At 73.0% G+C, this 25,709-nt stretch carries 31 protein-coding genes, 1 tRNA gene and 2 pseudogenes; 20 read left to right on the forward strand and 14 right to left on the reverse strand.

Translation table 11 applies throughout. The annotated features are described in order from the left end of the window. Positions 1 to 58 precede the first annotated feature (58 nt). Complete coding sequence (locus D2L64_RS26055; RefSeq protein ID WP_119579869.1) at positions 59 to 625, reverse strand: DUF4190 domain-containing protein; 567 nt, start codon at positions 623 to 625, stop codon at positions 59 to 61. 121 nt (positions 626 to 746) lie between these two features. On the opposite strand from D2L64_RS26055, the gene D2L64_RS26060 reads away from it, so the two are divergent. Further along, complete coding sequence (locus D2L64_RS26060; protein ID WP_119579846.1) at positions 747 to 1,652, forward strand: SDR family NAD(P)-dependent oxidoreductase; 906 nt, start codon at positions 747 to 749, stop codon at positions 1,650 to 1,652. A 12-nt stretch (positions 1,653 to 1,664) separates the two neighbouring features. On the opposite strand, the gene D2L64_RS26065 is transcribed toward D2L64_RS26060, so the two are convergent. From D2L64_RS26065 to trxA, 4 genes are all read right to left on the reverse strand, one after another. Beyond that, positions 1,665 to 2,180 carry a DUF4190 domain-containing protein gene (locus D2L64_RS26065; protein ID WP_119579847.1) on the reverse strand — a complete coding sequence of 172 codons (516 nt, stop codon included), beginning with the start codon at positions 2,178 to 2,180 and terminating at the stop codon, positions 1,665 to 1,667. 152 nt (positions 2,181 to 2,332) lie between these two features. Further along, positions 2,333 to 2,740 (reverse strand): CoA-binding protein, encoded by a 408-nt coding sequence (locus tag D2L64_RS26070; protein WP_119579870.1) that lies wholly within the window; start codon positions 2,738 to 2,740, stop codon positions 2,333 to 2,335. A gap of 59 nt (positions 2,741 to 2,799) precedes the next feature. Beyond that, on the reverse strand, positions 2,800 to 3,843 hold the full coding sequence (locus tag D2L64_RS26075) for an Rv2578c family radical SAM protein (protein WP_119579848.1): 1,044 nt from the start codon (positions 3,841 to 3,843) through the stop codon (positions 2,800 to 2,802). A 68-nt stretch (positions 3,844 to 3,911) separates the two neighbouring features. Continuing rightward, positions 3,912 to 4,274: a thioredoxin gene (gene trxA / locus D2L64_RS26080; protein ID WP_119579849.1), complete on the reverse strand. Its 363-nt coding sequence runs from the start codon at positions 4,272 to 4,274 to the stop codon at positions 3,912 to 3,914. A gap of 579 nt (positions 4,275 to 4,853) precedes the next feature. Between trxA and D2L64_RS26085 the strand changes: the two genes are divergently transcribed. The 10 genes from D2L64_RS26085 to D2L64_RS26125 all read left to right on the forward strand — a co-directional run bounded on the left by D2L64_RS26085 (position 4,854) and on the right by D2L64_RS26125 (position 12,745). Further along, positions 4,854 to 5,351: a hypothetical protein gene (locus D2L64_RS26085; protein ID WP_233559155.1), complete on the forward strand. Its 498-nt coding sequence runs from the start codon at positions 4,854 to 4,856 to the stop codon at positions 5,349 to 5,351. 77 nt (positions 5,352 to 5,428) lie between these two features. After that, the gene (locus tag D2L64_RS26090; protein WP_119579871.1) at positions 5,429 to 6,052 is read left to right on the forward strand and encodes a TrmH family RNA methyltransferase; all 624 of its coding nucleotides are present in this window, start codon (positions 5,429 to 5,431) and stop codon (positions 6,050 to 6,052) included. A gap of 151 nt (positions 6,053 to 6,203) precedes the next feature. Further along, positions 6,204 to 6,887 carry a DUF6758 family protein gene (locus D2L64_RS26095; RefSeq protein WP_325049934.1) on the forward strand — a complete coding sequence of 228 codons (684 nt, stop codon included), beginning with the start codon at positions 6,204 to 6,206 and terminating at the stop codon, positions 6,885 to 6,887. Between the two features lie 116 nt (positions 6,888 to 7,003). Continuing rightward, positions 7,004 to 7,162, forward strand: coding sequence for a hypothetical protein (locus D2L64_RS27695; protein WP_007455302.1), 159 nt, complete (start codon positions 7,004 to 7,006; stop codon positions 7,160 to 7,162). A gap of 6 nt (positions 7,163 to 7,168) precedes the next feature. After that, complete coding sequence (locus D2L64_RS26100; protein WP_119579851.1) at positions 7,169 to 8,044, forward strand: PH domain-containing protein; 876 nt, start codon at positions 7,169 to 7,171, stop codon at positions 8,042 to 8,044. A gap of 101 nt (positions 8,045 to 8,145) precedes the next feature. Beyond that, the gene (locus tag D2L64_RS26105; RefSeq protein WP_119579852.1) at positions 8,146 to 8,931 is read left to right on the forward strand and encodes a SigE family RNA polymerase sigma factor; all 786 of its coding nucleotides are present in this window, start codon (positions 8,146 to 8,148) and stop codon (positions 8,929 to 8,931) included. Next, positions 8,928 to 10,193, forward strand: coding sequence for a TolB-like translocation protein (locus tag D2L64_RS26110; RefSeq protein WP_119579853.1), 1,266 nt, complete (start codon positions 8,928 to 8,930; stop codon positions 10,191 to 10,193). The genes D2L64_RS26105 and D2L64_RS26110 overlap by 4 nt, the downstream gene beginning before the upstream one ends. A gap of 23 nt (positions 10,194 to 10,216) precedes the next feature. Beyond that, the gene (locus tag D2L64_RS26115) at positions 10,217 to 11,077 is read left to right on the forward strand and encodes a PHP domain-containing protein (RefSeq protein ID WP_119579854.1); all 861 of its coding nucleotides are present in this window, start codon (positions 10,217 to 10,219) and stop codon (positions 11,075 to 11,077) included. Positions 11,078 to 11,115: 38 nt separating this feature from the next. After that, entirely contained in the window at positions 11,116 to 11,730 is a 615-nt protein-coding gene (locus D2L64_RS26120) for a MarC family protein (protein ID WP_119579855.1), read from the forward strand. Positions 11,731 to 11,902: 172 nt separating this feature from the next. After that, a complete protein-coding gene (locus tag D2L64_RS26125; protein ID WP_119579856.1) occupies positions 11,903 to 12,745 on the forward strand; it encodes a RecB family exonuclease in 843 nt (280 codons plus the stop codon). A gap of 25 nt (positions 12,746 to 12,770) precedes the next feature. On the opposite strand, the gene D2L64_RS26130 is transcribed toward D2L64_RS26125, so the two are convergent. Both D2L64_RS26130 and D2L64_RS26135 read right to left on the reverse strand, forming a co-directional pair. Then, entirely contained in the window at positions 12,771 to 13,628 is an 858-nt protein-coding gene (locus D2L64_RS26130; RefSeq protein WP_119579857.1) for an oxygenase MpaB family protein, read from the reverse strand. 56 nt (positions 13,629 to 13,684) lie between these two features. Then, complete coding sequence (locus D2L64_RS26135; RefSeq protein ID WP_119579858.1) at positions 13,685 to 14,113, reverse strand: Fur family transcriptional regulator; 429 nt, start codon at positions 14,111 to 14,113, stop codon at positions 13,685 to 13,687. Positions 14,114 to 14,308: 195 nt separating this feature from the next. On the opposite strand from D2L64_RS26135, the gene D2L64_RS26140 reads away from it, so the two are divergent. After that, positions 14,309 to 14,794, forward strand: coding sequence for a DUF2231 domain-containing protein (locus D2L64_RS26140; protein WP_119579859.1), 486 nt, complete (start codon positions 14,309 to 14,311; stop codon positions 14,792 to 14,794). Positions 14,795 to 14,807: 13 nt separating this feature from the next. Here the strand turns inward: D2L64_RS26140 and D2L64_RS26145 are convergent, their stop codons facing one another. Beyond that, on the reverse strand, positions 14,808 to 15,278 hold the full coding sequence (locus tag D2L64_RS26145) for a hypothetical protein (RefSeq protein WP_325049932.1): 471 nt from the start codon (positions 15,276 to 15,278) through the stop codon (positions 14,808 to 14,810). Positions 15,279 to 15,517: 239 nt separating this feature from the next. Between D2L64_RS26145 and D2L64_RS27420 the strand changes: the two genes are divergently transcribed. Beyond that, positions 15,518 to 15,691 carry a hypothetical protein gene (locus tag D2L64_RS27420; protein WP_158603553.1) on the forward strand — a complete coding sequence of 58 codons (174 nt, stop codon included), beginning with the start codon at positions 15,518 to 15,520 and terminating at the stop codon, positions 15,689 to 15,691. A gap of 23 nt (positions 15,692 to 15,714) precedes the next feature. After that, on the forward strand, positions 15,715 to 15,927 hold the full coding sequence (locus D2L64_RS28120) for a hypothetical protein (protein ID WP_233559156.1): 213 nt from the start codon (positions 15,715 to 15,717) through the stop codon (positions 15,925 to 15,927). A 62-nt stretch (positions 15,928 to 15,989) separates the two neighbouring features. On the opposite strand, the pseudogene D2L64_RS28435 reads toward D2L64_RS28120, so the two are convergent. Then, positions 15,990 to 16,217: pseudogene (locus tag D2L64_RS28435) on the reverse strand (FmdB family zinc ribbon protein); the annotation flags it as partial. Further along, complete coding sequence (locus D2L64_RS26155; protein ID WP_119579860.1) at positions 16,144 to 16,809, reverse strand: 5-formyltetrahydrofolate cyclo-ligase; 666 nt, start codon at positions 16,807 to 16,809, stop codon at positions 16,144 to 16,146. The gene D2L64_RS26155 and the pseudogene D2L64_RS28435, both read right to left, overlap by 74 nt. 85 nt (positions 16,810 to 16,894) lie before the next feature. On the opposite strand from D2L64_RS26155, the pseudogene D2L64_RS26160 reads away from it, so the two are divergent. The 6 genes and pseudogenes from D2L64_RS26160 to D2L64_RS26185 all read left to right on the forward strand — a co-directional run bounded on the left by D2L64_RS26160 (position 16,895) and on the right by D2L64_RS26185 (position 23,453). After that, positions 16,895 to 19,235, forward strand: a pseudogene (locus tag D2L64_RS26160) (diguanylate cyclase). Positions 19,236 to 19,244: 9 nt separating this feature from the next. Further along, positions 19,245 to 20,198: a UTP--glucose-1-phosphate uridylyltransferase gene (locus D2L64_RS26165; RefSeq protein ID WP_119579862.1), complete on the forward strand. Its 954-nt coding sequence runs from the start codon at positions 19,245 to 19,247 to the stop codon at positions 20,196 to 20,198. Then, positions 20,195 to 21,508 (forward strand): molybdopterin molybdotransferase MoeA, encoded by a 1,314-nt coding sequence (locus D2L64_RS26170; protein WP_119579863.1) that lies wholly within the window; start codon positions 20,195 to 20,197, stop codon positions 21,506 to 21,508. The genes D2L64_RS26165 and D2L64_RS26170 overlap by 4 nt, the downstream gene beginning before the upstream one ends. Positions 21,509 to 21,515: 7 nt before the next feature. Next, complete coding sequence (locus tag D2L64_RS26175) at positions 21,516 to 22,181, forward strand: GNAT family N-acetyltransferase (RefSeq protein WP_119579864.1); 666 nt, start codon at positions 21,516 to 21,518, stop codon at positions 22,179 to 22,181. Between the two features lie 189 nt (positions 22,182 to 22,370). Further along, on the forward strand, positions 22,371 to 23,171 hold the full coding sequence (gene sepX / locus D2L64_RS26180; protein WP_199714791.1) for a divisome protein SepX/GlpR: 801 nt from the start codon (positions 22,371 to 22,373) through the stop codon (positions 23,169 to 23,171). Between the two features lie 205 nt (positions 23,172 to 23,376). Continuing rightward, positions 23,377 to 23,453 (forward strand) — tRNA-Ala (locus D2L64_RS26185). A gap of 83 nt (positions 23,454 to 23,536) precedes the next feature. On the opposite strand, the gene D2L64_RS26190 is transcribed toward D2L64_RS26185, so the two are convergent. The 4 genes from D2L64_RS26190 to D2L64_RS26205 all read right to left on the reverse strand — a co-directional run. Continuing rightward, the gene (locus tag D2L64_RS26190; RefSeq protein ID WP_119579866.1) at positions 23,537 to 24,772 is read right to left on the reverse strand and encodes a tyrosine-type recombinase/integrase; all 1,236 of its coding nucleotides are present in this window, start codon (positions 24,770 to 24,772) and stop codon (positions 23,537 to 23,539) included. Beyond that, complete coding sequence (locus tag D2L64_RS26195; RefSeq protein WP_119579867.1) at positions 24,759 to 24,959, reverse strand: helix-turn-helix transcriptional regulator; 201 nt, start codon at positions 24,957 to 24,959, stop codon at positions 24,759 to 24,761. The genes D2L64_RS26190 and D2L64_RS26195 overlap by 14 nt, the downstream gene beginning before the upstream one ends. Beyond that, positions 24,956 to 25,159, reverse strand: coding sequence for a hypothetical protein (locus D2L64_RS26200; RefSeq protein WP_119579868.1), 204 nt, complete (start codon positions 25,157 to 25,159; stop codon positions 24,956 to 24,958). Before D2L64_RS26200 ends, D2L64_RS26195 begins: the two co-directional genes overlap by 4 nt. 99 nt (positions 25,160 to 25,258) lie before the next feature. Next, positions 25,259 to 25,709: replication initiator (locus tag D2L64_RS26205; protein ID WP_325049933.1), on the reverse strand; the 451-nt coding region annotated here is incomplete at its 5' end.

Here is a 25,709-nt window from a genome sequence, read left to right on the forward strand (position 1 = left end):
CGGACCACGGCCGCCCCGTCGGGCCCGCCTCGATCGTCGCCTGGCGGGCCCGGGGCGTTCAGACGGTGGACGAGGTGGTGATGGCGAAGGCGATCAGGGCGACGTAGCCGAGGATCACCAGTACGAGCAGGCCGGTGAAGACCCAGCCGACGATGATGGCCGCCTTGGCCATCCCCTCGCCGCCCTCGCCCCGTTCCCGGATCTGGCGGGACGCGACGTGTCCCATGATCGCGCCGATCGGTGCGGTGATGCACGAGACGATGCCGATCAGGGAGAGCACCAGGGCGGCGATGGCCAGCGGGTTGGTCTGCGGCTGTGGATGGCCGTACCCGGGCGGTGGATATCCGTAGCCCGGTGGCGGCGGGGGGTAACCGGCCGCCGGGTACGGCGCGACGGAAGGGGCCGACTTGGCACCGGCGTACGGATCGACCGGCTGGTACGGGTCCGCCGGCTGGTAGGGCGCGGCCGGCTGGTAGGGGTCGACCGGCTGGTACGGGTCGTGTCCGGTGGGTTGGGCCGGTGGCGGAGCATGCGGGCTGACCGGCAGGGTCGGGTCGGCCGGCGGGGTGGCGGACTGGCCGCTCGACGAAGGGTCGGGCCAGCCGCCGGGCGGGGGCTGTGTCATCGGGTTCACTTCCGTCCTGAAGATCGGGTGCAGCCAGGGTAGCCATCGCGGGACACCCCGCGACGCGCCCGGCCACGGGTGCCGCGTTGCCCGGCACGGCAGCAACAGGCAGGATCTCGGCATGGGGATTGACGCGCGCGCGGCGGACCGCTCCGGCAGCAGACCGAGACGGGACATCAGCCGGCCGGGTGTGGCCCGGCGCCCCCGCGCCGTCCTGGCGGCGGGGGCGGGGGACCAGGACTCACCGGCCGTCCTGGCCGATCCGGTGACGATGCGACTGGACGGGAAGGTCGCCCTGGTCACCGGCGCGGGCAGCCCGGACGGAATCGGCTACGCGACCGCCCGGCGGCTGACCGATCTGGGCGCCCGGGTGGCGATCGTCTCCACCACCCGGCGCATCCACGAGCGGGCCGGCGAACTCGGCGTGACCGGGTTCGTCGCCGACCTCACCGACGAGTCCGAGGTCGGCGCCCTGGCCGACGCGGTCGTCGAGCAGCTCGGTGACGTGGAGGTCCTGGTCAACAACGCCGGCCTGGCCAGTCGGGCCAGCCCGGAGGTGCTGCGCCCGGTCGCCCAGCTCAGCTACGACGAGTGGCGGGGCGAGATCGACCGGAACCTGACCACCGCGTTCCTCTGCAGCCGGGCCTTCATCGGTGGGATGGCCGAGCGGGGCTGGGGGCGGATCGTGAACCTGTCGGCCACCGCCGGGCCGGTCAACGCGCTGCCCACCGAGGCCGCGTACGCCGCGGCGAAGGCCGGCGTGGTGGGGCTGACCAGGGCACTGGCGATGGAGATGATCGCCGACGGGGTGACGGTCAACGCGGTGGCACCGGGCACCATCCACACCGCCGCCTCCACGATGGCCGAGATCAAGCAGGGTCTCGGTACGCCGGTCGGCCGCCCCGGCACGCCGGACGAGGTGGCTGCGGCGATCACATTCCTCTGCTCACCGGCGGCGTCGTACATCACCGGACAGATGCTGGTGGTCGACGGCGGCAACAGCGTCCGGGAGGCCGAGTTCCGCTGACCCGCCCGGTGGTCAGACGCGGGTGCCGTCCGAACCGGCCCAGATCGCCAGCGCCAGCCAGCCGCAGCAGGCCAACAGGTAGATGCCGGTGAAGACGTAGCTGAGGATCAGCCCCCAGGTGGCGAGCTGGTCGCCCTGTTCACCACTGGTGCGCAGCTGCCGCTTGGCCAGGTGGCCGAGGGCGATGCCGGCGGGGGCGAAGACGAACGCGAAGACCAGCGACAGGATGGCCAGCACGTTCGTACCGCCACCGCCACCGGGCGCGGCGGGCGACGGTGGGCCGTACTGCCCGTAGGGCACCTGCGGGGCGTACGGCGGCTGCTGCCCCCACTGCTGGCCGGGTGGCGACTGGCCCGGGTGCTCGTACGCGGGCTGGCCGTACGCCGGCTGCTGCCCGTGCGGCGGCTCGCCCGGCGGCCCGTACTGCGGCGGCCCGTACTGGGGTGGCCGTGGCTCGTCCGGTGGCCCGTACTGCGGTGGCGGCTCGTAGGGCGACGGTGGCTGGTCCGGCTCTGGCGGTTGGCTCACGATCTCCTCCTCCGTGCGCCGTACGACGGATCGGGTGCTCGTCGGTCACCCGGCCCCTCCCGGGGCGCCGGCGACGTGCGGTGGTGCCCCCATTGCGGGACGCTACCGGCAGCGGTGAGCCTTGTCCGGGTGGTTGGGTGGACCGGTCACGTTCAGCCCAGCCGGGTGAGCCCGGCGGCGGCCCGCTCGACGATGAGGCACCGGTTCTCCACGTAGTCGAGGCCGGCCTGCTCGGCGATCAGGCGGGCCTGCGGCGACACGATGCCCAGCTGCAACCAGACCGCCGGTGCCCCGATCGCCACCGCGTCGCGGACCACCTGCACGGCCTGCTCGGCCGGCCGGAACACGTCGACCAGGTCGACCGGGTGCGGGATGTCGGCCAACGACCGGTACACCGGCTCGCCGAACAGTTCGTCGGCGGTCGGGTTGACCGGGATGATCCGCCACCCGTACCGCTGCATCTCCGCCGGTACGCGATGGGCCGCCTTGCTCGGGTCACGCGACGCGCCGACGACGGCGATCACGGCGGATTCGGCGAGGATCTGCTGAGCGGAGCGCACCCGCTGACTGTAGTCGCCGGCGCGGTCCCGGCTCACCCGCGTAGCCGGACCGCGGCTCGTCAGAGCAGGCTGAGCTGTTCGGGCGCGGCGGCCGGTGGCGCCGGCAGTTGGCGGTGGGCGGCTCCGTCGGGGCGGTGCAGGCCGTGCCGGCGGGCGGCGATGCGTACCCGGGCGGTCAGTTCTCGCTGGTAGGACTGGGGCGCGTAGGCGCCGGACCGGTACAACTCGCGGTAGCGGGGGAGCAGATGCGGGTGCTCCCGGGCCAACCACCGCGCGTACCACTCGCGGGCGCCGGGACGCAGGTGCAGCGGCAGCGGCGTCACGTTGGCCGCGCCGGTGGCGGCGATCGCTGCCACGGTGGTCTCTACGGACTCGTCGGAATCGGTGAGGCCGGGCAGGATCGGCGCCATCAACACCCCGACCTCGAAGCCGGCGTCGACGAACTGGCGTATGGCGTCGAGTCGCCGCCGTGGGCTGGGGGTGCCCGGCTCGACCGATCGCCACAGCCGCTCGTCGACGAAGCCGACCGAGAACGACACCGCGACCCGGGTCACCTCGGCCGCCTGCCGGAGCAGGGGCAGGTCACGCAGGATCAGGGTGCCCTTGGTCAGGATGGAGAACGGGTTGGCGAAGTCGCGGAGCGCCTCGATGATCGGCGGCATCAGCCGATAGCGGCCCTCGGCCCGCTGGTAGCAGTCCACGTTGGTGCCCATCGCCACGTGCGCGCCCCGCCAGCGAGGTGCGGCCAGCTCGCGGCGCAGCAGCTCACCCGCGTTGACCTTGACGACCACCTGCCGGTCGAAGTCCGCCCCCGCGTCGAAGTCGAGGTAGGTGTGGGTGTTCCGGGCGAAGCAGTAGAGACAGGCGTGACTGCAGCCCCGGTAGGGATTGACCGTCCACTCGAACGGGACGCGGGAGGTGCCGGGGACCCGGTTGAGGATCGACTTGGCGTGCACCTCGTAGAAGGTCATGCCGGTGAAGCCGGGGGTGTCGAAGGTGCGTACGACCGCACCGGGCAGCGCCAGCGGCAGGGGTGGTGTCGCCGGCGCTGCCCGGGCAGGAACCTCCTCGACCGGGGGAGCGGTCAGGTTGTCCCAGCGCATGCCCACATTCGAACACACGTACGAGCGCGATGCAACCGCCGACCCGGACCCCGGGCCGGCGGCGGCGGTCAGTGGTTGTGCTCGGCGAGCTTCTTGCGTACGTCGTCCATGTCGAGAGCCTGGACCTGCTCGATCAGGTTCTCCAGGGCCGACTCGGGCAGCGCGCCCGGCTGGGCGAAGACGATCACGCCGTCCCGGATCGCCATGATCGTGGGGATCGACCGGATGTCGAACTTGGCGGCGATCTCCTGCTGCGCCTCGGTGTCGACCTTGCCGAAGGTGATCTCGGAGTGTTTCTCCGAGGAGCGCTCGTAGACCGGGGCGAACCGCTTGCAGGGACCGCACCAGTCGGCCCAGAAGTCGACCAGCACGATGCCGTCGCTTCCGGTCACCTGGTCGAAGTTGGCCGTGGTCAGCTCGACGGTTGCCATCTGAATCTCTCCGATCACGCGGAACAGCTACGTCTGGTGGAACCTGCGGGTACCCGCTCGCATTCCCGCCGCGGTGTCGGCGAAACCCTGACCGGCCCCGACTGGGTGCTTTGTCCGCATCGATCGCCGTCGGTCTGGTGGGCATCGGCTGATCGCAAATGCACGTCGCAATTGCGTGACGGGCCGTGATGGGAGCGTTTCCAACTCGGTCACCGGCCGAATCCGCTACGGCCCGGTAACTTTGGGGCTGACAAGCACCGATCCGACCTGCGGAGATCGCTTGTGGACGGACTGTTGGTCACTGTGCGTAATGTAACAAAAAGATAAATGTGACCTCGGTCTCTGTGCAGCCGGACAGGCGTACGGCAGAATCTTGAAACATCAGAGCGTGGGCGGCGGGTGCCGGGGAGGGCCCCGCCGCTCATTGCGTCCGGCCCCAGGTGGGCGGCTCCGACCCGACTGTGGCGTGAGCATCCCGCCGGCCGTGACTCCTCGACCCAGGTCGGACTCCGCGGGTTTCCCACCCGAACGGGGGCCTGTTTCCGCCGCCGCACATATGCTGGCGGTGGAGGTCCCGCCATGAGCGAGCGCAGCGAGCGAGCCGACCGGCGCGACGCCAGGGTGCACCGGGCCGACGGCTACTCCGACACCGACTGGAACCTGCTCACCGGGCTGCCCGGCCGGGTGATCGTGGTGTCCGCCCTGCCCGCCCCGGGCCGGCCGCACCCGGGGGTGGCGGCGGGCCTCGCCGGTCTGGACGCGGTGGCGGCCGGTCGAGCCTTCGACAGCGACCTGATCCGGGCGGTGGTGGCCGCGATCTACGCCCGGCACGACGGCGCCCACCCGCCGCCCGAGTGGCGCGCCGACCTGGTGGACGTGCTCGCGGCGTGTCGGGCTGTGGTCCGGGTGCTGGACCGGCGTGCCGACCCGGCGGACTCGGCGGCGTACCGGCAGTGGGTGCAGTCGGTCGCGGCTCGGGTCTGTCGCACCGCGTCGAGCGTGCTGCCGGACGGTGCGCTGGCCCCGTCCGACCGGCGCTTCCTCGACCGGCTCGGCGACGCGCTGGCGCTGCGCTGAGCACTGCCGACCACCGGCCCGCGCGGGTCGGGGCTGCCCGCGGCACCGCGGCTACCCACGGCGTAACCTGCGTGACCGTGACCGGTGAGCAGCTCGACGTCGGCGTGGGCCCATGGCCCGGCGACCCGCCGAACGACCCGCGGTACGACCCGGAACTGCTCGTCGACGGTGACCGCCGCAACGTGGTCGACCGGTACCGGTACTGGCGGCGTGAGGCCGTGGTCGCCGACCTGGACCGGCGGCGGCACGACTTCCACGTGGCGATCGAGAACTGGCAGCACGACTTCAACATCGGCACCGTGGTCCGCAACGCCAACGCCTTCCTCGCCGCCGAGGTGCATATCGTCGGCCGACGCCGGTGGAACCGGCGGGGCGCGATGGTGACCGACCGCTACCAGCACGTACGGCACCACGAGACGATCGAGCAGTTCGCCGGTTGGGCGGCGGAACGGGCGTTGCCGCTGGTCGGGATCGACAACCTGCCCGGCTCCCGCCCGCTGGAGAGCAGCACCCTGCCGCGTCGCTGCGTCCTGCTCTTCGGCCAGGAGGGGCCCGGCCTCTCCGATGCCGCCCGGGACGCCTGCGACCAGCTCTTCTCCATCGCCCAGTACGGCTCGACCCGGTCCATCAACGCGGGTGTCGCGAGCGGGATCGCGATGCATGCCTGGATCCGGGCGTACGCGGGCCCGCCGCCGGCTTGATCCCCGGCCTCGCCGCGGCCTGGTCCGCGACCCGCTGTCGGCGGGATCCGTCTCCGGCGTCGGGTGAGCCTCGGATCCGCCGGGTGGCAATGGTGCCGCTCCGCTTGACGCTCGCGGGCAACGGGGTGACGGTGGGGTGGTGACTGTTGCGATGAGTTGCCCCAGATGTGGCGGAACCGTGCGGTCTCCGGATCTGATGCACGCCGAGTCCCGCTGTTTCGACTGCGGGCCGGTCGCACCGCTGCACGTGCCCGAACACATCGGTGCCGAGATCGTGGCCAGCGTGGTCGACCGGATCCGGGCCGCCGCGCAGCCGGCGCAGCCGACGGTTCCGCTGTGGTGCCCGTGGCCGTTGCCGCCCGGGTGGACCACCACCGGGGTGGCGTGGGCCGGCGACGAGCGGCTCGGGGTGCGCGCCACCGCCGTGGCCTGTGCTGGCCCGGAGCCGCTCGGTGGCGGCCCGGCTGACCTGGTGTTCGTGGCCGAGGAGCCCGGGGTGGGTCTGGGGGCGCGGTTCGCTGGGGTGCCGGGCCCGGACGCCGGCCCCGAACTGGCCGAGGCGCTGACCGAGCCCGGGCCCGGGCATCCCGGTCATGTCGGACGGGCCGGGATCAGGGTGGCCGGCCATCCCACTCCACTGTGGTTGGTGAATTCCCTGACAGATCGAAGCGCGTACGCCGGCGAGGCTCGGGGATTGTGGTTGTATGCGATAGCCTGGCCCGCGAGCGCGGGGCATCTGCTCGCCGAGGACGTGGAACTGCACGACCTGGTCGAGTGGACGCCACCCGAGCTCGTGTACGGCGCACCATCTCCGTACCTGCACGGGAAGGCTTGACAAGCCAACCGGGATGTCGGAGAACGGACGCAGATATTCACGGTAAGACACCACGCTGATACTCTGGGTGCCGCTGCGGTAATGGGACCCGGCGCCGCGCGAGAGGATGGCCCGCCATGGTCAAGAAGGTCCTCACCTGGGCCGGAATCGCATTCTTGATCTTCTTCGTCGCCTACCGGCCAAACTCGGCGGCGGACGTGTTCAAGTCGCTCGGTGGCGGCATCATGGACATCGCCCAGGGATTCGGCGACTTCTTCACCAGTCTGGTCGCCTAGCCACCGATGGGAAGCCCCTCCGGCCCGCCCTTCGATCCCGACGACCCAGACTGGGCCCGCCGGGAGCACGACACCGAGCCGATCCCCCGGATCGACCCCGACGACGGTCCGGGCTACGGCACCGGCGCCCGTCTCTCCGACGGTCCCGCCTTCTCGGACGACGCCGGCTACGGTCCGGGGCCGGCCTACGCGGGCGAGGACCGGTCGGGGCGAGCGTGGGTGCGTGACCCGGAAGCGGGTTACCAGCCACCGCAGATCTCCGAAGAGGAGTTGGCGGGGCTGCGGGCGGACGCCAGCGGCATGACCCCCCGGCGGGTCCTGCCGCTGGAGGACGAGCCCAGCTCACTGGTGGCGCGCTACCTCTTCCCGACCGAGCGCTATCGCGGCGAGTGGAAGCGGCACTGGATCCACCTCGCCACCCCGATCATCGTCGGCATCGCCGCCACCTTCGTGCTCGGCTACCTCTCCGGCTTCCTCGCCGGGCAGAACGTCGGAGCGCTCACCACCGTCGCGGTCCTGCTCTGGTTCGCGGTGATGGGCTGGGTGGCCTGGCGGGTCGCCGACTGGTGGTATGACCGGTTCATCCTGACCAACAAGCGGGTCATGGTGGTCAACGGGATCATCACTCGACGGGTCGCGATGATGCCCCTGGTCCGGGTCACCGACATGAAGTACGAGCAGTCGCCGGCCGGCCGGGCGCTCAACTACGGCACCTTCGTGCTGGAGTCGGCCGGTCAGGAGCAGGCACTGCGCGAGGTCAAGAACCTGCCCAACCCCAACGAGCTCTACCTGCGTGTGGTCGAGGAGATGTACGAGCCGCAGGCGGTCGAGGCGCGGTTGGGCAAGGAGCAGGACGAGGCCAAGGCCGACGACGGTGCCTGAAACTTTCTGACCGATAATCGCGGTTGTCGCGCACCTTCCGCCCTCGACCCGCTGGCCCGGCCATGGCAGGCTGCCGGCAGGATCAGGTTCGGAGGTGCCGCGTGGCCAGCAACAATCCGCTGGAAGAGGAGTTCCGTGACTTCGTCACGGCCCGTTCCGGCGCGCTGTTGCGCACCGCGTACCTGCTGACCGGCGACTGGGGGACCGCAGAGGACCTGCTGCAGACCGCGTTGACCAAGACGTACCTGGCGTGGAAGCGGCTGGGCGGGATCGAGGCGATCGAGCCGTACGCCCGTCGTGTCATGGTCAACACCTCGACGAGTTGGTGGCGGCGCCGCTGGCACGGAGAGCGCCCCACCGAGGTGCTACCCGAGCGGGCCGCCAGCACCGACGAGATCGAGCAGCAGCTGGACCGCGACGTACTCTGGCGGCACCTGCGGGCGCTGCCCGCCCGGCAGCGTGCGGTGCTGGTGCTGCGCTTCTACGAGGACATGTCGGAGGCGCAGACCGCCACCCTGCTGGGTATCTCGCCGGGCACGGTGAAGAGCCAGACCGCCCGGGCCCTGACCACCCTGCGCCGACGGCTCGGTGCCGAAGAGGCGTTCGCCCTGCCCGGCGGGCAGCCGCCGACCCCCGCCCCCGGGCGCCGTCCGGGTGTGCGGTCCGGTGTACCGGTACCGACCAGCCGGCCCGCTTCGCGGGCAGCCACCGCCACACCGGGACCGACGCCGACATCGGCAGCCGACCCCGGCTCCGCCACGGCAGGCGTGGACCTCCCGGCCGGCTCGACCGCGCCCGGTGGCCCGGAGCCCGTGCCGGCCGCAGCCGACCGCCCGCGGGTCGGCACCGACCAGCCAGAGAGCACCCTGGTGGGAGAGCGACGGTGAACGTCGTCCCCGAGGAACGTGACAACCTGAACGCGACTCCGGATCGTCCTTACGAGGTGGCGCAGGACGAGCTGGAACACGCCGTCCGGGAGACGTTCTCCCGGCAGGCGGCGACGCCGTACGCGCCGAGCCTCGATCCGGCGGCAGCGGTGATCCGGCGGGCGAACCGCATCCAACGTCGGCGCGCCCTGGCCGGGATGGGCCTGACCGCGGTGGCGATCGTCGCGGTCACCACCGGGGCGCTGCAACTCGGCGCGGACCCGCCGCCCAACGGTGGCCGGGTGGTGATCGGCGAATCCGACCAGCTGCCGGAGATCGCCTGGACCCCGACCCTGCCGCCGCCCAGCCCGGACACCGGAACGCCACTCGCCGAGGTCGACCTCGTGCTGGGTGACGCGATCGCCACCGCGCAGGGCCGGCGGGTGACGATCGTCGGCGCCGGGCCGATCGAACGCGCCCACCGGCTGTCCGACGGCCGCGGCTGGCTGGCCGTCGGGACACCGGGGCTGGCCGGTCGCTTCCTGTGGTCGGTGTCCCCCAACGGCAGCGTCCAGGTGCTGCTCGCTGGCGCCGACGAGATCGTGCTCGACGAGAAGGGCCGCCAGGTCGCCTGGAAGCAGGGCGCCGAGCTGGCCAGCGCCCAGATCATCAACGGCGAGCTGACCGCCCCCGCTCGCGCCGAGGCACCGGCCGAGGCCGTACCGCTGGGTTTCGTCGGGGGTGCCGTCCTGGTCCGGCTGGCGCCCGACCGCCCCGGGCACGTGCTGTGGCGGCTGCACCCCGGAGTCCTCGACCCGGGACCCGACCGGGCCAGTGCCCGCGTCTTCGGCGCGCTGCCCGACGGTCGCCTGGTCGGCGAGGTCGTCACGGACCCGCCGGGTAGCTGCCTGACGCTGCTCGACCCGGTGCCCGGGCTCACCCCGGCCGGACCGGAGTGCGGGCCGCGGCTGGACGGTGCCGGTGCGGGTTCGGTCTCCCCGGACGGGCGTTGGCTCCTGGTCAACGACCGCTCCGAGGGGCGTGCCGCCGCGTTCCTGGTCGACCTCGAAAGCCTCGGGTCGGCCGCCGAACCGGTCACGGCCGGGCCGTCGTTCACCGGCTCCGTGGTCTGGAGCGCCCCCGGCACCGCCTACTACGCCGACGCCGAAGGGCGGGTGGTCCGGGTGGACGTCGGCCGGGCGGCCGCCGGCCGTCCCGCGACCACCCTGTCCATCGGCAGCCTGCCCGCCGGTCGGCTCCCGGTGGTGGTCAGCGGCGGCTGACGGTGGGCGGATAGCCTCGGCCGGTGAGCCTCCGGATCGACCTGCACACCCATTCCACCGCCAGCGACGGCACCCTCGAACCGGCCGAGCTGGTCTCGGCCGCCGCCGAAGCGGGCCTGGACGTCGTGGCGATCACCGACCACGACACCACCGCCGGCTGGGAGCCGGCGGTGCGGGCGTTGCCGGCGGGACTCCGACTGGTCCGCGGTGCGGAGTTGTCCTGCCGCTGGGGTGGCGAGCAGCCGCCCGTACCGCTGCACCTGCTGGCGTACCTCTTCGATCCGGACGCCCCGGAACTGGTCGCCGAGCTGACCCGGGTACGGGCCGCCCGGGCGGAGCGGGGCGAGCGGATCGTCGCGTTGCTGCGCGCCGACGGTGTCGACGTCAGCTGGCCGGAGATCCTCGCCGGGGCGGGCGGCGGGACGGTGGGCCGGCCACACATCGCCCAGGCGCTGATCCGCGGCGGCCTGGTCGCCAGCACCACCGAGGCATTCGGCCCGGACTGGTTGGGCGAGCGGTACCGGCTGCCCAAGGAGGACATCGACGTGTTCCGGGCCGTCCGGCTGGTCCGCGCCGCCGGGGGCGTGCCGGTCTTCGCCCATCCGCGAGCCACCCGACGGGGCCGGATCGTGCCGGACGAGCTGGTCGCGGAGCTGGCGGCGGTCGGCCTGGTCGGGCTGGAGGCCGACCACGAGGACCACTCACCGGCCGAGCGGGCGCACGTGCGTGGGCTCGCCGCCGAGTTGGGCCTGGTGGTGACCGGGTCGTCGGACTTCCACGGCACGCACAAGACGGTCCGGCTGGGTGCGTTCACCACCGGGCCCGAGGCGTACGAGCGAATCGTCGCCGCCTCGTCCGGAGTGATCGAGGTCGCTTCCGGCTGATCCCGCTACGGGCCGCCCGGCGCGGCTACCGTGACCTGGTGGATCTCAAGCTCTTCGGCGAGGTCTTCGTGACCCTGCTGGTGATCGTCGACCCGCCGGGCATGATGCCGATCTTCCTCGCCCTGACCGGCCCGCTGGCGGCGCGGGAGCGCAACCGCGCGGCCTGGCAGGCGGTGGCCCTGGCGCTCGGCGTGATCGTGGTGTTCGCCGTCGCGGGTCAGACCCTGCTCGCCTACCTGCACGTCGACCTGCCGGCGCTACAGGCGGCCGGTGGCCTGTTGCTCATCCTGGTGGCCCTGGAACTGCTCACCGGCAAGGCCGACGACCCGACCAAGCAGGCCACCTCGAACATCGCGCTGGTGCCGTTGGGCACGCCGCTGCTGGCCGGACCCGGCGCGATCGTGGCGACCATGCTCTTCGTGCAGCAGGCCGAGGCGACGGCGGACTACCTCGCCATCGCCACCGCGATCGTCGCGGTGATGCTGACCGTCTGGATCGTGCTGCGCTTCTCCGGCGGCATCGTGAAGGTGCTGCGCCCCGGCGGCATCGAGGTGCTCACCCGGATCGCCGGCCTGCTGCTGGCCGCGATCGCCGTACAGCTCATCGCGGACGCGATCTTCGCCTTCGTGGCCGACTTCACCGGGGCGGGCTGACCGGGCGGCGGGACTGTCGGGGGTGGATGGCAGGATCGCAGGCGTGCGACGAAGCTCCCCAGCCGGGCGCCGGGCCGGCCCCGGTCAGCCCGGCAAGGCACCTGGACCCGACGTCGGCGGGCGCGCGCCCCGGCCCCGTGCCGGGCAGCCCGAGCAGCTCGGCTTCGACGGCATGCCGGAGCGGCTCTTCGTGTGTACGCCGAGCAAACTCGGCGCGTACGCCGACTGCCCCCGCCGCTACCGCCACTCGTACGTCGACCGTCCCGCGCCGCCCAAGGGCCCGCCCTGGGCGCACAACTCGCTCGGCGCCAGCGTGCACACCGCGCTGAAGAACTGGTACGCGCTGCCCGTCGACCGGCGACGCCCCGAGGTGTTGCCCACCCTGCTCAAGGGCGTCTGGGTGCGCGACGGCTACCGCGACGACGAGCAGGAGCGCGACGCCTACCGCCGGGCCCTCGGCTGGCTCGAGGCGTACGTCGGCGGGCTCGACCCGGCCGACGAGCCGGTCGGCGTCGAACGGGTGGTGGCGGTGAAGACCGGGGTGCTGGCGTTCAACGGCCGGGCCGACCGGATCGACTCCCGCCCCGGCGCGGATGGCCCGGAACTGGTCATCGTCGACTACAAGACCGGCCGCACCGGGCTGGACGCCGACGACGCCCGGGGCTCGTCGGCGCTGGCCCTCTACGCGTACGCGGCCGAGCGGGTGTTCCGCCGGCCGTGCCGGCGGGTCGAGCTGCACCACCTGCCCAGCGGCACGGTCGCGGCCCACGAGCACACCGTCGAGTCGTTGGCCCGGCAGCTGAACCGGGCGGAGCAGACCGCCCGCGACATCATGGCCGCCGAGCGGGCGGTCGCCGACGGTGGCGATCCCGACGAGGCCTTCCCGACCACGCCCGGCCCGCGCTGCGGCTGGTGCGACTACCGCCGCACCTGCCCGGCGGGTGCCGCCCTGCCGGGCAAGGAACCGTGGGCCGCGATCGACCGGCCCGCCGCACCACCCGTCGTGGCGGAGTGACCCCGACCGGCGCCGACCGCGCTGGTCAGCCGGCGCTGACGGACAGTTGCGCGACGCGCGCCATCGCGGCGCGCCGCATCGGGCCCTCCCGCCAGTCGCGGGGCAGCGCGGTGAGGGCGAGGCGCAGCATGCGTACCGTCACGTCGGCCGAGAGGGCGGTGGTCGGCAGGCCCAGCCCGCCGTACAACCGCCGGGCCCAGCGGGGCAGCAGGGCGAACGCGGTGCCGGCGATGCCGAGGTACGCCCACCTCGGCGGGCCCAGGTTGAGCCCGACCCGGGCGGGCAGGCTGAGCTTCCACGGCAGCGGCGGCGCGGTCAGGAACAACGCGGTCTCGGCGGCCTCCCGGGTCATCCGCAGTTCGGGCCGCACCTGCCGGTAGTACTCGGCGACCTCGGCGGCGGTGCCGGGCACCGTCCGCGGGTCCAACCCGACCAGGGCGGCGGACCGCCGCTGCTCGGTGTAGTAGGCGTCCACCTCCGCGGCGTCCAGCGGCACACCGGCCCGGCGCGCGGTGTCGAGGAACGACTCCACCTCGGTGACGTGCACCCACCGGAGCAGATCCGGCTCGTCGACCCGGAACCGCTCGCCGGTGGCCGGGTCGACCGCGGACATCCGGGCGTGCAACCGGCGCAGCCGCTGGCCGGCCCGCTCCGCCTCGGCGGTGGTGCCGTAGACGGTGGTGCCCACGTAGTCGGCGGTGCGGATCAGCCGGCCCCAGGCGTCCCGGCGGTAGTTGCTGTTCTGCGCCACCCCGGCCATCGCCCGTGGATGCAGCGTCTGCAGGTAGAGCGAGCGCAGGCCGGCGACGAACAGGATCGGCTCGGCGTGCAGTTTCCAGGTCACCGATTCGGGGCCGAACAGGCCGAGGTCGACGCTTGCCACCGACCAAGCGTGCCACGCGTCGCCTCGTACGCCACGCCGACCAGCGCGGCGCCGGTTCAGCGGTCGGTGCCCCGGCGCGCCTGGCAGGCGGGGCAGAGACCCCAGAAGGTGACTTCCGCCTCGTCGACCTGGAAGCCGTGGGCGAGCCCGGAGTCGAGGCAGGGTGCCTCGCCGACCGCACAGTCGATGTCGGCGATCTCGCCGCAGCCGCGGCACACCACGTGGTGGTGGTTGTCGCCGACCCGGGCCTCGTACCGGGCCGGGCTGCCGGCCGGCTCGATCCGGCGGGACAGGCCGGCGCGGGAGAGCGCGCCCAGCACGTCGTAGACGGCCTGGGTGGAGACGGAGTCGAGGCGCTGCCGTACCCGGCGGGTTATCTCGTCCACCTCAAGGTGTCCGCCGCCGGCCAGGACGTCCAGCACGGCGAGGCGCGGCCGGGTGACCCGCAGGCCCTTCGACCGGAGCAGTTCCTCACCACTTGGCATCCGTCAATGACAGCACGGCCCGTCGGGTGCGACAACCGGCTGCGGGGCGCTGGTGGCCCCGCCCACAACCGGTCGGGCCGACCGCGGTCACGATGAACTCCACCGATCGGTCCTGCGTGTGATCCAGCGGAGCGCTGGGCGCCGGACCCGCCGCGCCGTACGCTGACATCCACGATCATCCAGCCGGAGGTACCGATGTTCGAGAAGGCGCTGGGTCTGCCCCTGCACGTGTTGGTGGTGCACGCGGTGGTGGTCTTCGTGCCACTGCTGGTGCTGCTCGCCCTCGCGTACATCGCGTTGCCGCGGTTCCGGGCCCGCCTGGACTGGGCGGTGCTGCTCCTGGCGGTGATCGCACCGGTCACCGCGTGGGTGGGCGTGGAGTCCGGCGAGGCGCTCCAGGAACGGCAGATCGCGCGCGGCTTCTCCGGCGACATCCTGGAGAAGATCAACGAGCATGCCGAGTACGGCGAGGTGCTGTTCCGGTTCACCCTGGGGCTGGCCGTGGCGGTCATCCTGCTGCTGGTGGCGACGAGTGGGCATCCCCGGGCGCCGAAGCTGCCCCGCTGGCTACCGCCGGTGCTGTCGCTCGTGGTGCTGGGCCTCGGCGTGGCCGCGCTGAGCTACGTCTGGCTCACCGGCCACTCGGGTTCCGAGATGGTCTGGGGCAACACCTTCGACTGATCGCGGTACCGACTCAGAACAGCACCCGGGCGCAGAGCAGGCAGACCAGCACCAGCGCGACGACGCCGGCGATCGTCCCCACCCCCCAGGTCACCCGCTGCGCCCGCTGTTCCTGGGCGTCCAGCGCGGCCATGTCCTGCACCGGCAGTTGGCGCGGTGGGCTCGGCTGCAGGTGCACCGGCGGTCGCCAGCCGGCCGGCGGTGCGGTGGTCGGCGGCGGCCCGAGGTAGCCGCCGGTGCCGGGTGGCGGCGTCGGGCGAGCCGGTGGGATGCCGGTCGACTGGGTCGGGCGAGCCGTCGGGATGCCGGGTGGCGGTGGGCTAGCCGGTGGGATGCCGGGTGGCGGTGTCGGGGTGCCGGCGGGCGGCGGCTCAGCCGTGGGTGGCGGGCGGCGATCCGTCGGAGGTTCGGACGTGGCCTCGTCGCCGGTGTCGGGCCGGCGCCATGGCTCGTCGGCGGCCGGGCCGGGTGGGGAGGTCGTCACGCCGTCCGACGCTACCAACCGTCCCACCGCCCGGCGGTCAGGCCGCGCCGCCCGGTCCGGCCGCCCGCCGCCGGGCGCGCTGATACGCCCGTGTCATCGCACGCCGGGCCATCGCACGCCGGGCGCCCCGCACGCCGGGCGCCCCGCACGCCGGGCGCCCCGCACGCCGGGCCCCGCACGCCGGGCCGGCGGACCCGGCGAGGTGGCGCTGCCGCCGCCAGCGGCTACCCTTGCCGCTCGTGAGCAAGCAGGATTCCGGCGGCCGAGGCGACGACGACCGGATGGTCGACCCGGGCGACGACTTCGCGGTGCTGCCCGAGCAGAGTGCCGACGACACCGACCAGGGCTGGGGCGAGCGGTCCGGCGGCAACGACGACCGGTTGCTCGCCGAACGCCCGCCGCACTGGGACTGACCGCGTACAGGCGGTGCGGTCAGGTGCTGCTGGCGGCAGCCGGCGCCTTGCTCGTGCCGCCGCTCGACGAACCGCCCGAGGAGCCGGCCGTCGAGCCGCTCGACGAGCTGCCGGTCGAACCGGACGACGAGGAGTTCGACGTGGTCGAACCGGAGGACGACGAGTCGGACGAACCGGACTTGCCGGTGCTGCTCGACGTGCTCTCCGAGCCCGAGGAGCGGGAGTCGGTGCGGTAGAAGCCGGAGCCCTTGAAGACGACCCCGACCGAGTTGAACACCTTCCGCAGCCGCCCCTCGCACGCGGGGCAGTCGGTCAGCGGCTCGTCAGAGAAGGACTGCACCGCCTCGAGCTGGTGACCGCACGCGGTGCAGGCGTACTGGTACGTAGGCACGTTCTCCTCCGGATCTGACACGGCCGGTTGGCACTCGACGTATTCGAGTGCCAATGGTGCGTCATCGCCCCCCGGTTCGTCCAGCGGAAGTGTGGGGCACGACACCCGAGGGGTCGGGGAGCCTGCGCAGGCCACCGCTCGGCGTGATCACCGCCCGGACCGGCCGGTCGTGCGGCTCGGCGGGTACCGCGTCCAGCAGTTCGCCGTCGTGCAACGGCACCACGGTCAGCGCGCCGGCCGGCACCCGGGCCAGCGCCCGGTCGTACGAGCCGCCACCCCGACCCAGCCGTACCCCCAGGTGATCCACGGCCAGCGCGGGCAGCACGACCAGCTCGGCGGTGCCGATCGCGGCCCGCCCCAGCCGCGGGGTGGCCGGTTCGCGGATGCCCCGGCCGGCGGCGACCAACGTCTGCGGCCCGTCCCAGAGGGCCCAGTCCAGATCCAGGTCGTCGCGGAGCACCGGCAGCAGCAGTTCCGACCCGGCGGTCAACGCCTCGGCCAGCACCGTCGGCAGGTCCGGTCCGCCGGGCTCGGTGCCCACCGGCACGTACGCGGCCACCCGGCCCGGCCGCAGCCGGCGGACCAGGGCGGACAGCTCGTCCTGGACGCGCACCGCCGCCGACGCGCGCTCGGTGTCGGTCAACGCCCGGCGCCGGGCGAGCAGCGCGACCCGCGCGGCCCGCTTCGCGTCATGCGTGACTTCCGCGTCCTCAGCAAATTCCGGCACGCAACACTCCTCACGCAACGCTTGCCTCGTCGTTGCTCTGTGTCAGCATCGCAAGCAACGGATGCGCAACTTCCGGGGGGAAGTGTTGACGCTACGCGGGCGGTTGACCGCAGCCTTCCTGGCAGTGGCGTTCGGCCCGATCCTGCTCGGTGCGGTCTTCGTCGCCTCCACCGTGACGGCGGTCGACCGTAGCCGCGCCACCGAGCGCCTGGCGGTGGCCGCCACCGCCGTGCGTACCTCGATCGACGCGCTCTGCCAGCAGCTGCGGGCCGCCGCCGACGCCGTCGCCGTGACCACCGACCACGCCGGTGCGGCCGGCCAGGTCGTCAGCCGGGGCCTCGCCGCGGCCGTGCAGGTCACCGACGTGGCCGGGCGGGTCAGCGTGGCCACCCCCGGAGCGCCGCCGGCACCCTGGCGGGACTGTGCCGCGCCGGTACCGGCCACCGGACCGATCGGGGCGCTCGCGGTGCGGGTGGAGCTGCGCGACCCCGCCGGTACGGCGCTCGGCACGGTCACCGCCGCGCAACCGGTCGACCCGCTGTTCGTCGCCCGGCTGGCGGCGGTGACCGGGGTCGCGGTGACCCTGCTCGACGGTGTCGGCCCGCCGACGCGGGTGGCGCACAGCACCGAGTCCGCCGGTGGCCGGGAGGCGGTGCTCGCCGCCGCCTCGTCCCTGCCCGACGAGCGGGTCACCAGCACCCCGGACGGGCGCTACCTGCGGCGGGCCGGCCCGGCTCCCGGGCAGCCCCTGCCGCTGGTGCTCTCGGTGCCCAGCGACCAGCCACCCGGCCTGTACGCCGTGCTGCTGGCCGTGGTGCTGCTGGCCGCGCTGCTGGGGGTCGCCACGGCCTGGCGGCTGGCCCGGGTGACCACCCGGCCGTTGGTGGAGCTGGCCGGTGCGGTCGACCGGGTCGCCGCCGGGGACCTGACCGCCCGGGTGCCGGTGCGCAGCGGTGACGAGATCGGGCGGCTGGCCGGTGCGTTCAACCGGATGACCCGCGAGACCGGCGGCTACCTGGCGGCGCTGGCCAGCAGCCGGGACCAGCTGCGCGGGCATCTCGCGGTGCTCGGTGACACCCTGGCCAGCACCCACGACCTGCAACGGATCCTGCGGGTGATCCTGCACAGCGCGCTCGCGGCGACCGGCGCCCGGGCCGGGGCGGTACTGCTCACCGAGCCGGGTGGGCTGCTCGTCGCCCAGTGCACCGAGGGGCTCGACGGGCGCTGGTCCGGTACCGGCCCGGTCCGGGTACCGCTGGGCAGCGGCGTGCTGGGTGGGGTCGCGGCCACCGGCCGGCCCTGCCGGGGCCGGACCGACACCGACGCCGTACCGCCCGGGGAGCCGCGTTGCCGGACGTACCTCGCGGTGCCGTTCGCCGCGCCCACCGGGGGACCGTCCGCGACCGGTGCGGACCGGTCGGCCGGGACCGGTGCGGACGGTTCGGCGGTGGCCGCGCCGGCGGTCGCCACCGCGCCGCTGGGCGTACTGGTCCTCTACGACCGGCTCGGCGGGGAGGAGTTCGACGACGACGACCTGGCCACCCTGCGCACCTTCGCCGGACACGTGGCGGTGGCGGTGGACAACGTACGCGTCCACGAGGAGGCGCAGCGGCTCTCGCTGACCGATCCGCTGACCGGGCTGTGGAACTACCGGTACCTGCGCGAGTCACTACGCCGGGAGGTGGAACGGGCCAGCCGGTTCGGGCGGATGGTGAGTGTCCTCGTCCTCGACCTGGACCGGTTCAAGACGGTCAACGACACGTACGGGCACGCCGCCGGTGACACGGTGCTGGCGGAGTTCGCCCGCCGGGTCCGTGGCGAGATCCGTGAGGTGGACCTCGCCTTCCGGCAGGGCGGTGAGGAGTTCGTCGTACTGCTGCCGGAGACCGACGCCCGGGGCGCGGCGATCGTCGCCGAGCGGCTCGGCGCGGCCATCCGCGGCGCACCGGTCGCCGTGGTCGGGCACGCCGACGGCCAGGTGTCGATCCCGGTCACCGTCTCCATCGGTATCGCCGTCTATCCCGATCACGCCGGTAGCGGCCCCGGCGTGCTGGAGGCGGCGGACGGGGCGCTCTACGCGGCCAAGGCGGCCGGCCGGGACACCTGGCGGCTGGCCGCGCGCGGTGGCGCCGGGGCCGATCCGGTCGGCGCCGGCGCACCCATCGTCCGGGCGGCGCCGCCGACCCGGGAGTTGCCGGTGTCGACGGTGGCCCGCAGCCCCGCCGACGGCCTGCCCCGCGCCGGTACCGGTGGCGATCCCGGTGCGTCGGCGGACACCGCGCCCGGCCCCGGTGCCGGCGCCGGGGCCGGCGCCCCGGCCGGAGCTGAGGTGTAGCCGCGGCGGTTCTGCCGGCACCGGCAGAACCGGTCAGGCGGGCGGCGCGTCTTCTGGTCCTCACCCGCCGAGGCACGGCCATGGCCGATAGTCTCGCGACATGTCGGAGCACTCAGCGAACCCCTCAGCGGCCGCCGCCACCGGCCGCCCCCGTGCCGTCAAGGCGGTGATCCCGGCCGCCGGCCTGGCGACCCGGTTCCTGCCGGCCACCAAGGCGGTCCCCAAGGAACTGCTGCCGGTCGTCGACCGGCCGGTGCTGCAGTACATCGTCGAGGAAGCCGCGCAGGCCGGCATCGGCGACATCCTGCTGATCACCGGCCGGGGCAAGACATCGATGGTCGACCACTTCGACCGCCGGCCCGACCTGGAGGAACGGCTCGCGGAGAAACCCGACCTGCTGGCCGCCGTCAAGCGCACCGAGGAACTGGCCGCCATCTACACCTGCCGGCAGCCCGAACAGCTCGGCCTCGGCCACGCCGTCGGGTACGCCGAGTCGCACGTCGGTGACCAGCCCTTCGCGGTGCTGCTCGGCGACGAGTTCGTCAACCTCTCCGAGCCGCTGCTGCCGGCCATGTTGGAACTCCAGGCCCGCACCGGCGGCGTGGTGCTCGCCTTCTTCGAGGTCGACCCGGCCGAGACCAAGCGGTACGGCATCGCCTCGGTCGAGCCGGCGGAGGCCGAGCTGACCGACATCGGCGAGGTCGTGAAGGTCACCGGCATGGTGGAGAAGCCGAAGCCGGAGGAGGCTCCGAGCAACCTCGCGGTACTGGGCCGGTACGTACTGCCCAGCAGGATCTTCGACGCCATCCGTCGGACCCGGCCGGGCAGCGGCGGAGAGATCCAGCTGACCGACGCGATGGAGCTGCTGCGTTCCGAGGGCGTCCCGGTGCACGCCATCGTCTACCGGGGCATCCGCTACGACACCGGCATGCCGCTGGGCTACCTGCAGACCGTGGTGCAGATCGCCGCCGAGCGGGACGACCTGGGCGCCGAGTTCCGCAAGTGGCTGGTCGACTTCGTCAACTCCGACGCGTCGGGCGGTCCGAATACATGACCGCGACGGCCGACGCCGAGGCGGCCGAAAACGGGTTGACGCCGCTCGCCGACTACCTGGGCAGCGTGCTGCGCAGGTTACGCGCGCTGCCTCCGCTCGACCTCGACCTCACCCAGGCGTACGGCAACGTCCTCGCCGAGGACGTCGTCGCGCCGCACTCGTTCCCGGCCTTCGACCAGGCGGCCGTCGACGGGTACGCCGCGCGCTGGGAGGACATCGCCGGGGGGGTCCGGGGCGTGGGGTACGTCCCGGCCCAGTCCGGCGGCGCGGGTGGCCGTACGGTCCGCCTCAACGTGGTCGGTGACCTCGGCGCGGCCAGTTGGCGGCCGGTACGGCTCACCCCCGGCTCGTGTTTCTCGGTGGCCGCCGGTGCGCCGCTGCCGATCGCCGCCGACGTGGTGGTGCCGGTCGAGTGGACCGATCAGGGCATGGCGGCGGTGGAGATCTTCCGGGCACCGAAGCGCGGGTACGGGGTACGCCGGGCCGGTGAGGAGGTGACCGCCGGTGACCTGCTCGCCCGCTCCGGCACGTACGTCTCGCCGGCGCTGGTGGCGGTCCTCGCCGCCACCGGCATCGGGCACGTGGTGGTCCGCCCCAGCCCCCGGGTGGTCATCGTGGCCACCGGCGACGAACTGGTCGACGTGGGCCGGGGCAGCCAGCCCGGGCAGGTGGTGGACGCCAACTCGCACGCGTTGACCGCCGCGGCGGCGGAAGCGGGCGCGCTCGCGTACCGGGTGGGCATCTGCGACGACGACCCGGAAGGGCTGCGCGGCCTGCTGGAGGACCAGACCCTGCGGGCCGACCTGATCATCACCACCGGTGGCACCGGGACCGGGCCGGGTGACATGGTCCGCCGCATCCTGTCCCGTCGGGAGGGCAGCCGGTCCGGCCCGGTCACCTTCACCGACGTGGCGCTCTACCCGGGTACCGCGCTCGGGTTCGGCACCGTCGGCGCCGAGGAGGTGCCGGTGGTCTGTCTGCCCGGCGACCCGGGCGCCGCGATGATCGGCTTCGAGGTGCTGGCCCGTCCGGCGATCAACCTGCTGGCCGGTGCCGAACCGGTGTTCCGGCCCAGCGTACGGGCGCATCTGCTGGAGACCGTCTCCTCGCCGGCCGGGCTGCGTGAGTTCCGGCCCGCGCACGTCGCCGAACGGCGCGGCGGGGGTTACACTGTCCAACCGCTCGACGGTGGTCCGTTCACCCTCTCCGGCCTGGCAGAGGCGAACGGCCTCCTTGTTCTCGGTGAGCGGGTCACCGCCGCCGCTGCCGGCTCCACCGTGGACGTTTTGCTGCTCGACCGTCGGCGGTGAATCGCCGATGCTGCTCGGGAGTGGAGGACTCGTGGGGTTCCGACGGGCGCCCGGCTGGCCGGCGGTGCTCTCCGACGGCCCGGTGCTGCTGCGACCGTACCGGCGCTCGGACGCGACGGTCTGGTCCGAGGTGCGCCGCGCCAACCGGGCCTGGCTGGCCCCCTGGGAGTCGTCGCTGGCCGGTGACTGGGACGAGCTGAACTCGCCGGCCACCTTCCGCTGGGTCTACCGGGACCAGCGGCGGTCGGGGCGCAGCGGCGAGGGGATGCCGTTCGCGGTCTGCCTCTTCGAGGGCGGCGTGGAACGGCTGGTCGGCCACATCAACGTGGGCAACATCGTGCGCCGCGCGTTCTGCTCCGGCTACGTCGGCTACTGGGTCGATCGTCGGGTGGCCGGTCGGGGCGTCATTCCGACCGCGTTGGCGCTCGTCGTGGACCACGCCTTCGGCCCGGGTGGCCTGCACCGGATCGAGGTCAACATCCGGCCGGAGAACGGGCCGTCCCGCCGGGTGGTGGAGAAGCTGGGCTTCCGCGAGGAGGCGTACCACCCGCGCTACATGCACATCGACGGTGCCTGGCGCGACCACATCGGGTACGCCATGACCAGCGAGGAAGTCGCCGCCGAAGGTGGCCTGCTGGCCCGCTGGCACCGGCTGCGCGCCCGTACCCCATGATCGTGCCGTGAGCCGTCCCACGTGCGGGATCGGCGCGGCGTGCCGGTTCCGGCGACCCTGACCCGTAACCTCAGGTAACTGCAAGCTGCGGCAGGCGCTGCCCGCTCCGCACGATTCACGTCGCCGACGCCGTTCGGTGGAAGATCCTGCGGCCGGTCGGCGGTTGCTCCGAATCTGGTGACGGGAGGGGTGAGGGTGCCGACCTCGGTGCTCCTCGCCGTCCTCGCCGCCGCCGGTCTGCTCGCCCTCGCTCCGGCGTTGGTCCGCCGGTACGACGCCGCCGAGCGGCTGGTGGCGGAGCGGGCGCAGTCGACGGCGCGGGTGCTCCAGCGCCGCCGACGACGTCGCACTGTCCCGGGTCGCCGCCCCGTCAACGCGCCGCGCGCCCTGGTCGTCACCCTCGCCGAGGAAGCGGGCTCGGGGGAGCTGGCCGCGCCGGTCTCCGGATCCTCCGCACCCCGCCGCTCCGGCCGGCCGAGCCGGCTGCGCTCCGTACCGCCGGCAGCGGGCCGGCCCCGCCGCCGCCCGGACCGGCGGCGCCCGCACACCCCGGCGGTCTACCGCCGCCGTCGGGTCCTCGCCGCGCTGCTGTTGCTCAACGCCGTCGAACTCGTCGGCGTCGCGGTGGTCGGTCCCGGCTTCTGGATCAGCTTCGCGGTTACCGGCACCCTGCTGATCGTGTACGTCGTACACCTGCGTGCCCGTGCGCTGGCCGACCGCCGACGCCGCCGAGCCCGGGCCCGCGAGGCCGCCTGGCTCGCCGTCCGCCAGGCCGAGGTGCGCCGCGAGCAGGCCCGTCGTGCCGACGCCCGGCGGGAGGCGCAGCGTCGCCTGGCCGCCCAGCGGGAAGCCGTCCGGCGCGCCGCCATGGGCCTGGACCGCCCCGCCGACCTGCCCGCCGCCGCCAGCGGCGGCTCGGTGTCGTACCGCCGGGCGGGTGGTCTGCGTGGCCGTGCCTACGAAGCCGGTCGCGGCAACCACTCCGCCTGACCTCGGCGCCCCCATGATCGGCTCCACTACGGCGAAGTAGCGGTATCCGACCGACGCGTACCCCGCCACCTCGCCGAACTTGCTGGTGTCGGGGCGGGCGGAGGGCTGGGCGGGGCGGTTCGCGGCGGGGAGGGCGCACCTGTTAGCCTTGTCGTCGGCCCGCCCGGTGACAGCCGGGTGGGGCCGATGCCGGCTTGCCGGCGGAGGGGCTGTGGCGCAGACCGGTAGCGCACCTCGTTCGCATCGAGGGGGTCAGGGGTTCAAATCCCCTCAGCTCCACCATTAACACCGTTGAGCAGCGGAAACGCTGCTAGCAAGATCGCTGGGTACAGATCCGGTACAAATCAGCGAAGATTCAGGGACTTTCAGCCGGTCGGACGCTTGGCTCTGGCGTCCTGTAGTGCGCTGCTGATGATGTTGCGGCGGCGGTCTTTCTTGGGCCACCAGTGCACGTAGGTTTCGAGCGTGATTCGCAGGCTGGAGTGCCGCAGCGCGTTCTGCACGTCGGTCGGGTCGGCACCCGAAGTGATCAGGCGAGTGGCGAAGTAGTGCCGCAGGGAGTGGAAGGTGCCTTCGCCGGGCCAGCCAGCCGCCTTGCGCCAGGTCTGCCACATGTCGGACCAGCGTTGGTCGTGGATGGGCCGGCCCTTCTCGTCGGTGAACAGCAGCGGCACGAGTCGCCGTTTCGGGTCCTTGCCGGGGTCGGGCGTGCCGGCGGTGACGTCGGGCAGCTCGACCAGGACCGGCGGGTACTTGCGGACGTGTTCGGCGAAGACCGACGCGACGTGGTCGTCCAGGTCGACATCGCCGACCGATCCGGCTTTGGGCGGGGCGAGGTAGAAGCCGCCGTAGCCGGCCTTGTGGAACCGCAGTTGCTGCACCACGTGGAGTTCCTGCCGGTCCGGGTCGATGCACCGGGCGCTGTCCTCCAGGCCGAGGACTTCCCCGAGCCGCAGTCCCTCGCCGGCACCGGCCCAGATGGCGGCCAGGAATTCGTCCGGCACGACGTCGACCAGGGCGAGCACGTCGTCATCGGTCGGTACCCATTTCGGCGCGCGGGAGAAGCCGCGCAGAATCGCGAACAGCCGGATCGACTTGCAGGGGTTGTCGGGAATCACCTTGTCGGCCATGGCGGAATTCATGACGTTGTTGAGCAGGTCGAAGTAGGTCTTCACCGACGATTGGGCGACTTCGTTCTGGAGCAGCCGGGCGACCCACTCCAGGACGTCCGTGACGGTGATGGCCCGGATGGGTCGGTCGCCGAAGTGCGGGTAGTGATGGTGGCGTAGCCGGGACTCGATATGGCGCTGATAGTCGAGCGCCTGCCCGATCTGGCGGGACAGCCGCCAGCGTTCCGCGTAGTCAAAGAAGGTCGTTCGGCGCGCGCTCTGGTCGACCTGGGTTTCCTCGGCGGTGCCGCTGCTGGCCTTCTTGTCCCAGGCGTCAGCGTCGGCCTTGCGGTCGAAGAAGCGCGTCCGGGTGTTGCCGCCGGCGTCCTCGTAGCGGCAGCGCCAGCGCTTCCCTCGGCCGTAGCGCTTGGACTTCACCTTTTCATCGTTGGGTCCGCGTTTGCGCAGGTACCACAGGTCATCGACGGCCATGCTCGTCCGCCTGATCAGTGAGCCAGGACCGCACATCCGAGGGGTCGTAGCGCAGGTGCCGACCGACCTTGAAAGCGCGGGGACCAGTCCGGCGAGAACGCCACTGATAGAGGGTGCTCACCTCGATGCGCAAGAACGCGGACACATCCTCGATGGTCCACAGCGGTTCATTGGTGGCTACGGTCACGGGTTCTCCCTTCGGGTAGCGGTGAGGTACAGACGGACGTATCCGGCCCGCCGCGCGGACCGGGTTTGAGTGCGGATGTCGACGTCAGGTCCCAGCAGTTGCCGCGCCCGCTGAGCGACATCGGCGATGAGGACCTGGGCGTGGTCCGGGTCGGCGATGACCCGGACCTGAACGAGCGGCGTAGGACGGCTATCAGCCATCGGGTTCCTCCCTGGTAGTGCGTTGCCGAGGTGGGGTGTTCGGGCGCATACGCTGTGGAGTTGTCAAGGAACGGCTTCACAGGCGTTGACACGTACGTGTCAAGCGGCCAGGGGTTGGGCGGCGGTCCGGTGCTGGTCCGCCAGCTCGTCGGCTAGGGCGTCGAGTCCGGCGAGGTGCCGAGCGCGGGCCATCGCGGCGGCGGTGTTGGCGAGCAGGGCGTCTCCGGTAGTGATCCAGCCGGTCGCCTGGTAGCCGAGTTCATAGATGACCCGCTCGGCCTGCTCGTCGTCCCAGGTGTGGGGGTGACCTTCGGTGCGCCGCCAGATGGTGCGCTGATGACGCAGGAAGCCGAGCGTCACGGAGAAGGCGCGGCTTTTGGTGGTGATGTGGCCGCCGTAGCCGAACTGGTGTGCCCACCGGCGTAGCCGCTGGTAGTCGGGGTGCTCGCCGAGGTCCCAGCAGGCGCGGATGAGCCGGCCGAGGTGGGTGGACGGGTCGCCGTGGATTTCCACGGACAGGTCGTCGACGCGGCGCAGGTTCAGGCCGGTT

Source organism: Micromonospora radicis (genome assembly GCF_003583405.1).
GTDB classification, from domain to species: Bacteria; Actinomycetota; Actinomycetes; order Mycobacteriales; family Micromonosporaceae; genus Micromonospora; species Micromonospora radicis.

What these genes read in the sequence shown, in the direction of transcription:
- D2L64_RS26055 (WP_119579869.1), bottom strand. Translation starts at nt 625, where the DNA reads ATGACACAGCCCCCGCCCGGCGGCTGGCCCGACCCTTCGTCGAGCGGC.
- D2L64_RS26060 (WP_119579846.1), top strand. Translation starts at nt 747, where the DNA reads ATGGGGATTGACGCGCGCGCGGCGGACCGCTCCGGCAGCAGACCGAGA.
- D2L64_RS26075 (WP_119579848.1), bottom strand. Translation starts at nt 3,843, where the DNA reads ATGCGCTGGGACAACCTGACCGCTCCCCCGGTCGAGGAGGTTCCTGCC.
- trxA (WP_119579849.1), bottom strand. Translation starts at nt 4,274, where the DNA reads ATGGCAACCGTCGAGCTGACCACGGCCAACTTCGACCAGGTGACCGGA.
- D2L64_RS26085 (WP_233559155.1), top strand. Translation starts at nt 4,854, where the DNA reads ATGAGCGAGCGCAGCGAGCGAGCCGACCGGCGCGACGCCAGGGTGCAC.
- D2L64_RS26095 (WP_325049934.1), top strand. Translation starts at nt 6,204, where the DNA reads ATGAGTTGCCCCAGATGTGGCGGAACCGTGCGGTCTCCGGATCTGATG.
- D2L64_RS27695 (WP_007455302.1), top strand. Translation starts at nt 7,004, where the DNA reads ATGGTCAAGAAGGTCCTCACCTGGGCCGGAATCGCATTCTTGATCTTC.
- D2L64_RS26100 (WP_119579851.1), top strand. Translation starts at nt 7,169, where the DNA reads ATGGGAAGCCCCTCCGGCCCGCCCTTCGATCCCGACGACCCAGACTGG.
- D2L64_RS26125 (WP_119579856.1), top strand. Translation starts at nt 11,903, where the DNA reads ATGCCGGAGCGGCTCTTCGTGTGTACGCCGAGCAAACTCGGCGCGTAC.
- D2L64_RS26135 (WP_119579858.1), bottom strand. Translation starts at nt 14,113, where the DNA reads ATGCCAAGTGGTGAGGAACTGCTCCGGTCGAAGGGCCTGCGGGTCACC.
- D2L64_RS26140 (WP_119579859.1), top strand. Translation starts at nt 14,309, where the DNA reads ATGTTCGAGAAGGCGCTGGGTCTGCCCCTGCACGTGTTGGTGGTGCAC.
- D2L64_RS26165 (WP_119579862.1), top strand. Translation starts at nt 19,245, where the DNA reads ATGTCGGAGCACTCAGCGAACCCCTCAGCGGCCGCCGCCACCGGCCGC.
- D2L64_RS26170 (WP_119579863.1), top strand. Translation starts at nt 20,195, where the DNA reads ATGACCGCGACGGCCGACGCCGAGGCGGCCGAAAACGGGTTGACGCCG.
- D2L64_RS26175 (WP_119579864.1), top strand. Translation starts at nt 21,516, where the DNA reads ATGCTGCTCGGGAGTGGAGGACTCGTGGGGTTCCGACGGGCGCCCGGC.
- D2L64_RS26190 (WP_119579866.1), bottom strand. Translation starts at nt 24,772, where the DNA reads ATGGCCGTCGATGACCTGTGGTACCTGCGCAAACGCGGACCCAACGAT.
- D2L64_RS26200 (WP_119579868.1), bottom strand. Translation starts at nt 25,159, where the DNA reads ATGGCTGATAGCCGTCCTACGCCGCTCGTTCAGGTCCGGGTCATCGCC.